Here is a 13,370-nt window from a genome sequence, read left to right as displayed (position 1 = left end):
GCGCCACGCGCACAAAAAGCGCTACCCTAAGCCGCGTGGAAGCCCAGTACCCCTACACCGCAGCCGACATCAGCCGCATGATCGACGAACCCGCTAAACCCGCAAGCTTCGACGGCGGGCACGTCGACAACCGCGACGCCTTCGCACGCGACAGGGCCCGTGTGCTCCACTCCGCCGCACTGCGCCGGCTGGCAGATAAAACCCAAGTCGTCGGACCCCGCGACGGCGACACCCCGCGCACCAGGCTTACCCACTCCCTCGAAGTCGCCCAAATCGCCCGCGGTATCGGCCAAGGCCTCGGAGTCAGTGGCGATCTTGCCGAACTAGCAGGCCTGTGCCACGACATCGGGCACCCACCCTACGGGCACAACGGGGAAGTAGCCCTCAACGAATGCGCCCGCGACTGCGGCGGATTCGAAGGCAACGCCCAAACACTGCGCATCCTCACCCGGCTCGAACCCAAAGTTTTACGCGATAAAACCTCCTACGGGCTCAACCTCACCCGCGCAGCACTCGCAGCAGCCTGCAAATACCCCTGGACCCGCACCGCCGCCGACGGCAGCATTGCTCGCAAATACGGCTGCTACGACGAGGACGCCCACATCCTTACCTGGGTCCTCGACGGGCACACGGGAACCACCCCTCCCATGGAGGGGCAGATCATGGACTGCTCCGACGACGTCGCCTACAGCGTGCACGACGTCGAAGACGGGATCCTCGCCGGCAATATCGATCTCAAAGTGCTGTGGGACTTCGCGGAGCTGATGGCATTGGCTGAAAAAGGTGCGCGCGCTTTCGGTGGAGACGCCATCGAACTCGTCGAAGCTGCCGCCCGGCTGCGGGGTATTGACGTTGTTGCAGCCGCCGCCGATTTCGACGGCAGCTTCCAATCACTAACCACCCTGAAAGCACTGACCAGCCAACTCGTTGGCCGGTTCGTCGGAAGCATCGTCTCCGCTACCCGCACCGCTAACCCCGACACCATCGGCCGCTACCACGGCAAACTTATTGTTCCCACAGAAGTCGCCGCCGAAGTCATGCTGCTTAAAACCATCGCGGTGCTCTACGTCATGGACGAACCCCACCACCTGACCCGGCAAGACCGCCAACGCGATCGCATCTACACCGTGTTCGACTACCTCAACAACGGGGCCCCCGGCGCACTCGATCCCTCCTTCGCCATGTTCTACGAACAGGCGACAAGTGACCATGAGCGCTGTCGTGTCATCATCGACCAAATTGCCTCCATGACCGAATCTCGGCTGGAAGCGGTAGCTCGGCAAGCCGGCGCCTACGCCGGATTCTTCAGCTAACAGCCCGCAGTGAAGTCACCCGCCCGCAGACCACCTCAGGCCAGCTTCAACCCCACTCCGGCTTCGCGGAAAATCTCGCACAGGATCACAGTGTCACTAAGGGGCAAATTGGCCGTGGGAGCATCTACTCGAACAACACCTGCCTTTTTTAGCTCCCGGCAGTAGTCGGCTAGCGCATCGTAGTTCGTCGGCTGCCCCAAAGGCAGCACCGTTGCCGCGTAGAGGGCCCGGAAGAACTCTGTTTTTGAGGCGATTTTCCCCTCTAATACCGGGGTGGTGGGGGTGTGGAAACCACCGCAATCGGCGCAACCCGAATGGGAATCGTTTTGGGAGTTCATTTACTTCACCACGTCCTCAGCGTCGGGAATGAAACAAAAAGTCTCATAGTGGTCAGAGGTGTAAAACCACTGATCGGGATCTGTTTTGGAGCCGCCGCCAGTGACGATGCGGCGCGCGCCACGGTGCTTGAGCCCAGGCGTATCGACCGTGTACTCGCGGTAATAGTTGCGATTCTGCTTCGGCAAAACCTGCTCGTAATTTCCGAAGCGCACCCCATCATTGTCAGGGTGCTCAAACGGGCCACCATGGACGATGGCTTCTGCAACATCGCTGGCTTGAGGGGGAAGCGAAGCTAAGGGGCAGGTCTCCATTCCCTTGGGGGCCTTGCTGTCTTTAGCCACAGCCTCGGGCGCAGGGGTCTTGCCCTGAGGTGTTTTTTCCGAACGGGCGGACGTCGGCTCGGATGCGCTACGTGTGGCACTGGTTGGCGCGGTGGCCGCGGTCTGGGATGCGGCGACATTGTCGTTAGTTCCTTGGCCATTGAAGCCGAAATACGAAGCCACTGCGGCTAGGGCAATCGCACCAATTGTCGCGAGAATCCCACGATTGCGGCCGCTCGGTTGTTGATCCATAAGCACCATCTTTACACGTCGACTACTGTTAGTCCCTATGGCGAAAGGTCGGATCCCGGACAGTGATATCCAAGCAATCCGCGAGCGCACCCCCATTGAGGACATTGTGGGTGAATATGTGCAGCTCAAGCCGGCAGGCGCGGATTCGCTCAAAGGCCTGTCCCCGTTCAAGGATGAAAAGACTCCGTCTTTCCATGTCCGACCCAACCGTGGCTATTTCCACTGCTTCTCATCTGGGGAAGGCGGCGATGTTTTCAGCTTCCTGATGAAGATGGAACACGTCTCTTTTCCTGAGGCTGTGGAAATGTGCGCCGAGAAAATCGGCTACCAGATCAGCTACGAGGGGGGTAGTCCGGGCCGGCGGGAGGAACCCGGCACCCGCAAGCGGCTCATTGCCGTCAATAAGCACGCGCACGCCTTCTATATGAAGCAGCTGGAGTCTGCGGAGGCTAAGCCGGCGCGGGATTTTTTAACCCAGCGGGGTTTTTCGGCGGAGCACGCCCACCAGTTCGGGTGCGGCTATGCGCCCGGCGGGTGGGACACCGCCACCAAGTACCTGTTGAAGCAGGGTTTTACCTTTGAGGAATTGCAGGCCGCTGGTATTTCCACGATGGGTAAGCGCGGTCCGATTGATCGTTTCCACCGCCGCTTGCTGTGGCCGATTAAGAACATCTCCGGTGAGGTCATTGGTTTCGGCGCCCGAAAATTGTTCGACGATGACAAGCTCGGCAAGTACATGAACACGCCTGAGACCCTGCTTTATAAAAAGTCGAAGGTGCTGTTCGGTCTCGACATGGCGAAAAAAGACATTGCGGCTGGCCACCAGGCCGTGGTGGTGGAGGGGTACACCGATGTGATGGCCTGCCATGCCGCCGGCATCACAACCGCTGTTGCGTCCTGTGGTACCGCTTTCGGCGAGGAGCACCTGCAGATGCTGCGCCGGTTGATGTTGGATGACACCTATTTCCGTGGGGAGATCATCTACACCTTCGATGGGGATGAGGCCGGCCAGAAAGCTGCGTTGCGTGCCTTTGAGGGCGATCAGAAGTTCACTGGGCAGTCTTATGTGACGGTGGCGCCCGACGGCATGGATCCGTGCGATTTGCGCTTGGCGCATGGTGATGCGGCGGTGCGGGATCTGATTGCCCGTCGTATCCCTATGTTTGAGTTCGTGGTGCGCAGCATGATTTCCGGTTTCCCTTTGGAGCACACCGATGGGCGCCGCCAGGCGCTGCGGCGTGCGGTGCCGGTGGTGGCGGGGATTCATGATGCGGCTTTGCGTGACGAGTACGCCCGCCAGCTGGCCGGCTGGGTGGGGTGGCAGGAAACCGCCGACGTGGTTCGGGAGGTGCGTGCCGCGGCGCGCAATCCGCGCGCCCAGGCGCAGCCGTTGAAGGCCCGTAAGCGTGTTGATGATGTGGCGGTGCCGCAGGCACCGGCGTTTGTGACTCCCGCCCCTGGGGATCCCTATTTGTGGCCGCAACGGGAATCGCTGAAGATTGCGTTGCAGTGGCCGGCTTATGCGGGCGCCTATTTCGACGGCTTGGATGAGGAGTGTTTTACCCACCCGGCGTATCGGGCGGTGCGTGAGGCTATCGATAAGGCCGGTGGCTGCGAGGGCCACACGGAGTCGGTGGATTGGCTGGCGAGCGTGGCAGGGGAGATGGATGATCTGATGGGCCGGTCGTTTATTTCCGAATTGGCGGTGGAGGATATCCGTGTTGAGCCTGAGCAGTTGACCGGCTACACCGACAAGGTGCTCTCCCGCTTACAGGAAATGCGAGTGGGCGACCAGATTGCTCACCTGAAATCTCAATTGGAGCGCATGCGCCCCAGCGATGATGAGGTGGCGTATAACAGCTTGTTTGCCGATCTCATCGCCTTGGAGCAGGCCCGTAGGGATCTGCGCGATCGCGCTTTCGCGGACTAGGCGCACTGACCAGTAGACACATAAGAGGCTCGCACCCGGTGGGGTGCGAGCCTTATTCATGTTTTAGCTGCGTGGTGGTCGCTTATTGCAGCGCAATGTACTTGATGTCGAGGTATTCCTCGATGCCTTCCGAGCCGCCTTCGCGACCGAATCCGGATTGCTTGATGCCGCCGAAGGGGGCGGCCGGGTCGGAGATGGCGCCGCGGTTGATGCCCACCATGCCGGCTTTGAGCTCCTTGGCGAGTTTTTGTGCGGTGTGGATGTTTTCGCTGAAGCCGTAGGCTGCCAAACCGAATTCGGTGTCGTTGGCCATGGCGATACCCTCATCCAGGGAGTCGAAGGTGGTGACGGTGGCGACGGGGCCGAAGATTTCCTCCGACAGGATACGGGCGTCCTTCGGCAGCTTGGTCAGCACCGTGGCGGGGTAGAAGAAGCCTTTGCCCTCCGGGATGGTGCCGCCGGTGAGTACCTGTGCACCCTTGGATACTGCGTCGTCGACGAGCTCTGCGATGCCGTCGCGCTGTTTCTTGGTGATGATGGGGCCCAGGGTGGTTGCATCGTCCATGCCGTCACCCATGACCACTCCCTCCATGTGTTCGGTTAGGCGTTTGGTGAACTCTTCCTCGATGGAGGATGCCACCAGGAAGCGGTTGGCGGCGATGCAGGCCTCGCCGCCGTTGCGCATCTTTGCTTGCAGCGCGCAGGTCAGCACCAAATCCAAATCGGCATCTTCGGCGACCACAAACGGTGCGTTGCCGCCGAGCTCCATGGAGGTGCGCTGGAGGTTATCGGCAGACTGGCGAACCAGGTGCCGGCCGACCCCGGTAGAACCGGTAAAGGTGACCTTCCGCAGGCGCGGGTCGGCCATGAGCTCCTTGGACATGTCGCTGGCGTGGCTGGTGGTGATGACCTGAACCAGCTTCTCGTCAATGTTGTGCTTGCGCAGCACCTCAGCGATGACCTCTCCCAGCAGAACCATCGTCAAGGGGGTTTCTTGGGCGGGCTTGACGATGATGGAGCAGCCGGCGGCCAGCGCCGGGGCAATCTTGCGGGTCGCCATCGCCAGGGGGAAGTTCCAGGGGGTAATCGCCAAGACCGGGCCCACCGGCTCGTGGGTGACCAAAATGGTGCCTACACCAGCGGGGGACTGCGCCAGGCGACCATCGATGCGTACGGCTTCCTCAGCAAACCACCGGAAATACTCGTTGCCGTAGGCGACCTCGCCGCGGGCTTCGCGCAAGGGCTTACCCATTTCCTTGGTCATGGTGGTGGCGAAATCATCCTCCCGCTCGGCGACTGCGGCAAAAATGTCGTTGAGGACGGTCGCGCGCTGTCGGGGAGTAACTTGCGACCAGGATTGGCCGGCGGTGACAGCATCGCTGAGCGCCTGCATCCAATCTTGACTGGTCGCGTCGTGCACGTCAGCCAGGTGCTGTTCAGTTGCCGGGTTGATCACCGGGAAAGTGCTCATGGGGTACTCCAGAATCTTTTGAGAAATAGGTTGCTCAGGTGCCAGATCCACGTCGTCACGTGTATTTCGGCGCGGACAGGCGCCGGGTGCAGGGGCGTGGTCGGGCACTGTACTTTTCCTACCTGAAAACGGAAGTCTGTGTGCGACTTTGGGGGGGATTTTGATGGAATCAAACACCCACGGTCAGGTTTTCAGCACGCAAACAACAGGGGCTGAAATGCGAAAAACGGGGTCGGCCTCACATGAAAGGGCGACCCCGAAAGGATGAGCTCTAATCGTCGTCCGGCTCCAACACCTGGTTGCCATCGACGGTGCGAACGTTTTTGACTTCCTTCATACGGGGAGTCGGATCCAGCTTCTCCGCGATGGCTTTGCGCGTCACGCTCACGGCCTTTTTGGTCGCGGGGGAAGAAACAGCGGCCTGATAGCCCTTTTTGATCTGTTCATAGCGCTTGCGGCCAGCCTTTGTTCCAAAGACATAGCCGGCTGCTGCGCCGACAACGAACTGAATCATGGTCCTCGATCACGCCTTCCGCGGAGTACTTTCCTAAAACTTCGTTCTTAAACAACCCACAAGCACAAGTGTGTGGGCACGTGTTTTCTCACCCTACCCAACGAAGCGATAGGGCGGGGAAGTTCCCGAGCTTTTGGCATACAAAAAGCGCCTCAAGAATCTTGAGGCGCTTGATAGTATTTGCTCCCCCAACTGGACTCGAACCAGTAACCCTTCGATTAACAGTCGAATGCTCTGCCAATTGAGCTATGGGGGAATATCTGCCGCCCTGGCGGGCTGTGCAACGAGATAGAACTATAATGGGTTGCGCTTGATCGTGGCAAATCGCCACATCAGAGGGTGTTTATGGGCGGTTGTTGTAGGGCGTGTGCGATTCAGGGTTGGGCGAAAAACAGTGCGCCCGGCGTCGACGCTCGAGTGGTGGTTGCTGTTGGTGGGGTAGGGGGTTGGGGGATCTGTTGGGGCGGTTATACTGTTTCGCGTGCCGCGCTCAGGCGTCGCATGTGGGGCTATAGCTCAGTCGGTTAGAGCTACGGACTCATAATCCGTTGGTCCCGGGTTCGAGCCCCGGTGGCCCCACTTAAGCCCTCTCGCCAAACATTCTGGCGAGGGGGCATTCCCCTATCTTGCGCGGTCCGCGGGGGCCTCATCGCGCGAGAATCTCACGACATCAGAAACGCTTTCACCAAGCGTCTTCGCAAGGCGTTATTCTGCGCCCTGATTATGCGCCCAGTGCCGTGGTGGGTTCATTCGGTGTCGGTGTGGGCGCTGCGTTCTTTGGCGATGGCTTCGGCAAGCGACTCGGCTTCCGTGGTCCAAATCCAATCTGGAAACATATCGAGCGCGGTACCTCTCCGGGGCATTTCGCCAGTGCGTAAGTTGAAATCTTGCGGGTGCACACCGCACATATTTGGCCGACCGTAGGGGTTGAATAAGACCCAATCGCCGTGGCGTTGAATCTTGTCAGACAGTTTCACGCCTTCCGGTAGCCGGTCGGCTACCTTTCGGGCAGCTTCTTCAATGGTGTACATGAGGCACAGCATATCGGTGCGCTGGCAGCTGGGAGGCGGTTTTGGTGGGCTGTGGTGGGCTTTGGTGGCTGGGGTCTTTGGCATCTTGTTGGGCGTTGCTGTGCGGTGGCTTTGGAGTTTTAAAGCTGTTGGGGTGAGGGGCTGTGGTGTTTTTCTGCCCTGGGTTGGCGTGTTGTGTGGGTGTGTGGGGGAGGGAAAAGTTTGGCTAAATGATGAGATGGGCCACATGTTGCTGGCATGATGTGAGCCATGCCTACAGTTGATCCCACGATTCTTGCGATCTACCGCATTTTGGACCTTATTGGTGTGGTCTTGAATGGTGCCATCGGTGGAACGATTGCGCGTCAGCGCAATTTCGACATCATCGGTTTTTCGTTTTTGGCGCTGTTTTCTGCCTTGGGTGGCGGTATGTTGCGCGACACGTTGATGCAGCGGGGTACTCCTGCGGCGATTGCGGAGCCGATTTATATGGGTTTTGCTGTGGCGGGTGGTTTGTTGGCGATGTTTGTGCATCTTCGTGGTCGGGCGTGGGAGTTGTTTGAGGCGCACGCCGATGCGGTGATTTTGGGGGTGTGGGCGGTGACGGGCTCGACGAAGGCGTTGACTTATGGGATGCCCTGGGCGTCGGCTTTGTTTATGGGGATGTTGACTGCGGTGGGTGGTGGCATGATTCGTGATATTGCCACGGGTAATATTCCGGCAATTTTTGGTGGCAACAAGTTGTATGCGACGCCGGCGCTGTTTGGTTCGGCGACGATGGTCGCTTTCCACTATGCGGGTTTTGATGCGGTGGGTATGTTGGTGGCGACGACGGTGGGGGCTGGTTTTGCGATCATGGCGTTTTGGCGTGGGTGGGTGTTGCCGGCGAATCAGGAGTGGGCGCCGGTGAATATGACGGCGAAGCAGTTGAGTCGTGCATTGACCCGCGCGGAGACTAAGGGGCGTTCTTCGGAGCGGCGTCGTTGGCGTCGTGCGGTGGGGGAGGGGCATTTGCCGTCGGGGGAGAAGGGTTCGGTGTCTGTGGAGGGGGAGGTGCTGGAGGCTGAGGATCGTGCGCGTGGTGGTGGGGCTACCTAGGTAGGGGTTTCGGGGGGTGCGTGATCTTGTGCAGGGTGGTGTTGGATTGTGCGGGATTGTGTGGGGGTGTGTGGGGTGGTGTGGTGCGGCTTACTGGGGCTGGGGGTGGTGATATTGGTCGCTTGTAGACCGGGTTGTCTGCGGGGAGGTGGCGCGCCGCATTTTGTGTGAAAAGGGGGTGTGGGGTGCGCTTTTGTGTGGGAGGGCGGGGTTGGATCGCGCACAAACTAGACTGGACGGTCTAGTTTGTGCGAACTGCTTAGTTTGTAATAGTTTGTTTGCAACGCGCACGCGCGCAAAACAAAAGATTCACCAGTCGTTTTAAAAGCGCTGGTCTTTAGCTCAAGCGAAACAAAAGGAAACACATGTCAGCACCAGTTGTGCGCGCCGACAAAGATTCGGTGCCCACCCCAGAACGCAACATTGCGAAGCGATCTTCCTGGGGGATTTTCTCCAACTTCGGATTCCAGGTCGTACTCGGCCTGATCGTGGGCCTCATTTTGGGCGTGGTGGCCCGTGGTATGGCCCCAGATAATTGGCTCACTAGCCTGCTGGCGGGGGTGGGATCCGCCTATGTCAGCTTGCTCAAGCTGCTTATCCCGCCGCTGGTCATCACAGCCGTTGTGACCTCCATTGCAAACCTGCGGCAGGTCACCAACGCCGCCCGGCTGGCATGGAAGACCATTTTGTGGTTCGCCATCACCGCCCTAGCCAGCGTCAGCGCCGGCATCGGAGTTGGCCTGCTCCTCAACCCCGGCAAGGGCGCCAGTGTTGCGGCAGATGCCGCCCAAGCCCCCTCCACCGTGGGATCCTGGTGGGCCTTCATCCAAGGCCTGGTTCCCAGCAACATCCTGGGCCTATCCGTCGGAGTAAAACAAAGTGCCGAGGGCGCACTATCCGCCAGCCCCTCGTTTAATGTCCTCCAACTGCTGCTGCTGTCCATCGCCTTTGGCATCGCCGCAGTGCAGGTTGGTAAAGCCGCAGAACCAGCTATCGCCCTGGCGGAATCCGTCCTTGCGATCGTGCAAAAAGTACTGTGGTGGATCATCCGCCTCGCACCGATTGGCACCGCGGCGCTAATCGGCAAAGCGGTAGCCGTCTACGGCTGGGACGCCATCGGCTCCCTCGGGCGCTTCGTCCTGGCGATCTACCTCGGCCTGGCCATCGTCATTGGCGTGATCTACCCGCTAGTACTCAAACTCAACGGCATCAGCGTGGCCCAGTTCTACCGCAAGGTATGGCCCGTAACCTCCCTCGGCTTTGTCACCCGATCCTCCATGGGCGTGATGCCCGTAACTGAAACCGTGACAGAAAAAGGCCTCGGCGTGCCCCGGGCATACGCCTCCTTCGCCGTGCCCCTGGGAGCGACCACCAAAATGGACGGCTGCGCGGCCATCTACCCGGCCATCGCAGCAATCTTCGTCGCCCAGTTCTACGGCCTGCCACTGGGTGCCACCGACTACCTGCTCATCGTGTTTGTCTCCGTTATCGGATCCGCCGCCACCGCCGGCACCACCGGCGCAACCGTCATGCTCACCCTGACGCTATCCACCCTGGGGCTGCCACTGGAAGGCGTCGGCCTGCTGCTCGCCGTCGAACCCATCGTCGACATGGGGCGCACCGCCGTCAACGTCACCGGACAAGCCCTGGTCCCAGTCGTGGTGGCGCGCCGGGAAAAGATTCTCGACGAAGAGATCTTCAACCAGCCCGCCCGCAACGACTACGCCTAAACACACCCCCTATAGACCCCGCTTGTGGCTGCCCTTGTGTGGGCGCTGGCTGCAGGCGGGGTTTTCGCTGTCCCCAAGGTGTGCTTTTGGTTGAATAAACGGCATGAACACCGCAACTGCCTTTGGGGCGGCCCCAGCTATGCTGGCCCCCCGCATCATCGCCGAACACGCCACCGAAGGTGCCGACAGCATCACAGATGTGCTGGAACGCATCGACCAGTGGCCCAGCGAGCATGCGGCAGCCGCCGCCATCGTGGGGGAGCGCACCTTCACCCACGGCGATGCCGAGCGCATCTTCGCTCTGGCCAGCGTCACCAAACCGCTTGTGGCATACGCCGTGATGATCGCGGTGGAGGAAGGCGCGCTAGAGCTCGACGATGCAGTCGGCCCCGGCGGGGCCAGAGTGGAACAACTCCTAGCCCACCTCGGGGGAGTAGGGTTCGGCAGCCGCGAGCTGGAAAAACAACCCGGGCAGCGCCGCATCTACTCCTCCGCCGGATTTGAGATCCTTGCCGAAACGATCGAAAACGCCACCGGGTTTTCCTTTCCCGACTACTTCGACGAAGCAGTGTGCAAGCCCCTTAACATGCGATCGACCACCCTCACCGGATCCGCCGGGCACGGCGCGCAGGCCAGCCTCAACGACCTCGTGTCCTTCGCCCGCGAGGTTATCCACCCCACCCTGATTCACCCCAGCACCCGCGACGCGATGCTCAGCATCGTCGATGCGGATGCCATCGGGGTGGTCCCCGGCTATGGGATGTACCGCCCCTGCCCCTGGGGCCTGGGATTCGAAATCAAAGGCACCAAAAACCCCCACTGGACCGGTACGAGCATGCCGGCGCACACCGCCGGCCACTTCGGCCAAGCAGGCACCTTCCTGTGGGTCGACGTCCCCGGCGATAGGGCGGGCATCGCGCTGACCGATAAGCCCTTCGGGCCGTGGGCCAAACCCCTGTGGGCGCCTTTTAACGACGCCCTCTACCAAGCCATGAAAAAGCCCCTCTAACAGCGCAAAGAAACCCCTGGGGCGGGGGTTAAAGTAGTGGTTGAGAGTTGCCAGTGGGGTAAAAGTTAGCAAACAATAGAACCCACTAAGTGGCCTGCCACCACCGCACCGCGGCACATAACCCGCACGTGCAGGCAGCGCCCATGGTGAACACAAAAACTCCTGTAACCACGGGGTGCGGCATCGTTGGGGAAGACGATGCCACACCCCGCACGCAGCCGCGCCCACCGGACAACCCGCCACTTCTTGTGGCGCACCCGCCCGTGCGAGCCACTGCGTAGAACAAAGCTCAATCCACCCCCGGTAGAACAAGGCAAGAACTTCCCCTCATGGCACCCACCAACACCCGGCTCGCCGTCATCACAGCCAGCGATATACCCCGCCACCACCGCGCCGCCATCGAACACCTCGTGGCCACCCACCTGATAGAACCCGCAACACTTTCCGCACACGTCGGCATAGACCTATTTGCGGCACACGGGTGGTTCATCCCCTGGCGCCCAGGCCCCACCCCCGGCCACACCAGCTGCCAACACCTCACCGACGCACCCCCAGCGCAAATCGACGCCCTCGCCCAGGCGCTCTCCCACTACGCCCGCGAACACCAAATAGCGGTATCCCTCGAACCAGCCCCCAGCTGGCGCGCAAGCTTCGGCCTCGACGCCACAACCCCACCAGGCCACACCCCAGCAGAACAACACCGCGCCGACATCGGCTAACCCACCACCGATACCGCAAGCAAGGCCGCGGACTAGTCCTCCGGCAAACCCCGCGTCGCATGAGAGGCAACAAACTCGGCAAGATCAGCCGCCGAGCTCAACCCGGCCATCACGCCATCATCCATGCGCACCCCAAAAGAATCCTCCAGGCGCACCGCGATATCCACCATCGACAAAGAATCCACCCCAATATCCTTGGACAAATCCGCGCCCTCCGGGATCTCATCAACAACTAGGCCAGTAGCCTCCGCGATCGTCTCGCGGATCAACAGCGACAGCTTCGGGGACACAGCAGCCATGAGGGGTCACACTTTCTCACACAGGCTCAACGCCCGGACAAAACCCCAGGCGCGAAAAATATCAAAATACATTCCCCACAGTATTAGCGCAGCGCCTACACCAAGAAATCCACCCCGCCAGCCCAGGCACCAACACCACACAACCACCGCCCCACACACCGCACAACCAGGCACGTAAGCACACACCACAGCACCCCACCCACCCTCACAACAGGGCGCGGTAGGGTATCACCCATGCCCATCGATGTCGTACACGCCGGAAAAATCTCCACCCGGATAGCGCGCAGATTCCTCAAACAACTCACCCCACAGGGGCGACGTCGCATCGCCATCGAACAAGCCGCCATCCAGGCACCCACCTCACGGCCCGGACTGCACCACGTCGACGACCGCGGCACCGTCCGCACCACCGGCACCATCACCACCCCCGGCCAACCCCCACGCGACATCCCCATCGAGCTCGCCTACTACCGGGTCGGGCCGGCCGTCAACGACGACAACCACACCACCGTCGTCTTCGTCCACGGCTTCACCCTGGCCGCCGACTCCTTCTTCCTGCAAGTCGACTACCTCCAACAGCACTACCCCGAAGTCACCAGCCTGCTCGTCGACATCCGCGGACACGGCCGCACCGGCGAAGTGCAACCAGAACTGTGCACTATCTCCGGCACCGCCGACGACGTCATGGCCACCATCGCCCAACACGCCCCCACCGGCCGCCTCATCCTGGTCGGGCACTCCCTCGGCGGGATGACAGTACTCAACCTGCTGCGCCGCGCAGACAGCACACTCCGCGCCCGCATCAAAGGCATCCTGCTGATCTCCACCGCCATCGAATCCCTCGCCAGCCAAGGCCTGCCCCAAGTCCTCGCCAGCCCCGTGGCCAACCTCGTCCACCAAAAACTCGAGGTCGCCCCCGAGCTCGCGCAATCCTTCCGCAACGACGTAGCCGAGCTACTCGCCCCCGCGCTCGCCGCCACCGTCTTCTACCGCGACAGCACCCCCTACAACATCATCGAATTCCACGCCTCGATGATCCACGACACCCCACTAGAGACCATCGTCGGCTTCTTCGACGACCTCCAAGAACACGAAGAAACCGCCGCCAGTCAGTACCTGTCCGACATTCGTGGCGCCTGCGTAGTCGGCGACAAAGACCACTTCACCCCCGTCGGCCAAACCGAACTCATCTGCAAACTCTGGGGATGCGCCGACAAGGACATCCTCCAAGACGTCGGCCACATGGTCATCCTCGAAGACCCAGAAAGCCTCAACGCTTATCTCGGCAAACTTGTCGGCCGCACCCTGCCCAGCCTGACCGGAAGCACCACCCACGCCTAACCCCCAGCGCCTTACTCTCAGTGCC

Annotated in this window: 13 protein-coding genes and 2 tRNA genes; 8 read left to right on the top strand and 7 right to left on the bottom strand. The window is 60.8% G+C overall.

What is annotated here, in order from left to right; translation table 11 throughout:
- Positions 1–77 precede the first annotated feature (77 nt).
- Entirely contained in the window at positions 78–1,313 is a 1,236-nt protein-coding gene (locus tag CAQU_RS08750) for a deoxyguanosinetriphosphate triphosphohydrolase (RefSeq protein WP_075728618.1), read from the top strand.
- Between the two features lie 35 nt (positions 1,314–1,348).
- On the opposite strand, the gene CAQU_RS08745 is transcribed toward CAQU_RS08750, so the two are convergent.
- Positions 1,349–1,651: a barstar family protein gene (locus tag CAQU_RS08745; RefSeq protein WP_075726975.1), complete on the bottom strand. Its 303-nt coding sequence runs from the start codon at positions 1,649–1,651 to the stop codon at positions 1,349–1,351.
- Positions 1,652–2,224: a guanyl-specific ribonuclease gene (locus CAQU_RS08740; RefSeq protein WP_075726973.1), complete on the bottom strand. Its 573-nt coding sequence runs from the start codon at positions 2,222–2,224 to the stop codon at positions 1,652–1,654.
- A gap of 37 nt (positions 2,225–2,261) precedes the next feature.
- Here CAQU_RS08740 and dnaG point away from each other — a divergent pair, with 37 nt between their 5' ends.
- Positions 2,262–4,154 (top strand): DNA primase, encoded by a 1,893-nt coding sequence (dnaG, locus tag CAQU_RS08735; RefSeq protein ID WP_075726971.1) that lies wholly within the window; start codon positions 2,262–2,264, stop codon positions 4,152–4,154.
- 82 nt (positions 4,155–4,236) lie between these two features.
- Here dnaG and CAQU_RS08730 read toward each other — a convergent pair whose 3' ends face one another.
- The 3 genes from CAQU_RS08730 to CAQU_RS08720 form a co-directional block, all read right to left on the bottom strand.
- Entirely contained in the window at positions 4,237–5,625 is a 1,389-nt protein-coding gene (locus CAQU_RS08730; RefSeq protein WP_075726967.1) for an NAD-dependent succinate-semialdehyde dehydrogenase, read from the bottom strand.
- A gap of 271 nt (positions 5,626–5,896) precedes the next feature.
- Entirely contained in the window at positions 5,897–6,139 is a 243-nt protein-coding gene (locus CAQU_RS08725) for a hypothetical protein (RefSeq protein ID WP_075726965.1), read from the bottom strand.
- 183 nt (positions 6,140–6,322) lie between these two features.
- Positions 6,323–6,395: transfer RNA gene (locus CAQU_RS08720), tRNA-Asn, on the bottom strand.
- Positions 6,396–6,644: 249 nt separating this feature from the next.
- On the opposite strand from CAQU_RS08720, the gene CAQU_RS08715 reads away from it, so the two are divergent.
- Positions 6,645–6,718: transfer RNA gene (locus CAQU_RS08715), tRNA-Ile, on the top strand.
- 167 nt (positions 6,719–6,885) lie between these two features.
- Here CAQU_RS08715 and CAQU_RS08710 read toward each other — a convergent pair.
- Positions 6,886–7,170, bottom strand: a complete 285-nt coding sequence (locus CAQU_RS08710; RefSeq protein ID WP_157108964.1) for a hypothetical protein — start codon at positions 7,168–7,170, stop codon at positions 6,886–6,888.
- A 249-nt stretch (positions 7,171–7,419) separates the two neighbouring features.
- On the opposite strand from CAQU_RS08710, the gene CAQU_RS08705 reads away from it, so the two are divergent.
- From CAQU_RS08705 to CAQU_RS08690, 4 genes are all read left to right on the top strand, one after another.
- Positions 7,420–8,247, top strand: a complete 828-nt coding sequence (locus tag CAQU_RS08705) for a trimeric intracellular cation channel family protein (protein ID WP_084562958.1) — start codon at positions 7,420–7,422, stop codon at positions 8,245–8,247.
- Between the two features lie 365 nt (positions 8,248–8,612).
- Entirely contained in the window at positions 8,613–9,977 is a 1,365-nt protein-coding gene (locus CAQU_RS08700) for a dicarboxylate/amino acid:cation symporter (protein ID WP_084562956.1), read from the top strand.
- 103 nt (positions 9,978–10,080) lie between these two features.
- Complete coding sequence (locus CAQU_RS08695; protein WP_425429692.1) at positions 10,081–10,986, top strand: serine hydrolase domain-containing protein; 906 nt, start codon at positions 10,081–10,083, stop codon at positions 10,984–10,986.
- 329 nt (positions 10,987–11,315) lie between these two features.
- A complete protein-coding gene (locus tag CAQU_RS08690; RefSeq protein ID WP_075726961.1) occupies positions 11,316–11,705 on the top strand; it encodes a hypothetical protein in 390 nt (129 codons plus the stop codon).
- A gap of 32 nt (positions 11,706–11,737) precedes the next feature.
- Here the strand turns inward: CAQU_RS08690 and CAQU_RS08685 are convergent, their stop codons facing one another.
- Positions 11,738–12,004 (bottom strand): acyl carrier protein, encoded by a 267-nt coding sequence (locus CAQU_RS08685; RefSeq protein WP_075726959.1) that lies wholly within the window; start codon positions 12,002–12,004, stop codon positions 11,738–11,740.
- 234 nt (positions 12,005–12,238) lie between these two features.
- Here CAQU_RS08685 and CAQU_RS08680 point away from each other — a divergent pair, with 234 nt between their 5' ends.
- Positions 12,239–13,345, top strand: a complete 1,107-nt coding sequence (locus CAQU_RS08680; protein ID WP_084562954.1) for an alpha/beta fold hydrolase — start codon at positions 12,239–12,241, stop codon at positions 13,343–13,345.
- Positions 13,346–13,370: the final 25 nt, after the last annotated feature.

It is taken from the genome of Corynebacterium aquilae DSM 44791 (assembly GCF_001941445.1).
Classification (GTDB): Bacteria; Actinomycetota; Actinomycetes; order Mycobacteriales; family Mycobacteriaceae; genus Corynebacterium; species Corynebacterium aquilae.
This window is presented reverse-complemented; position numbering and strand designations above follow the sequence as displayed.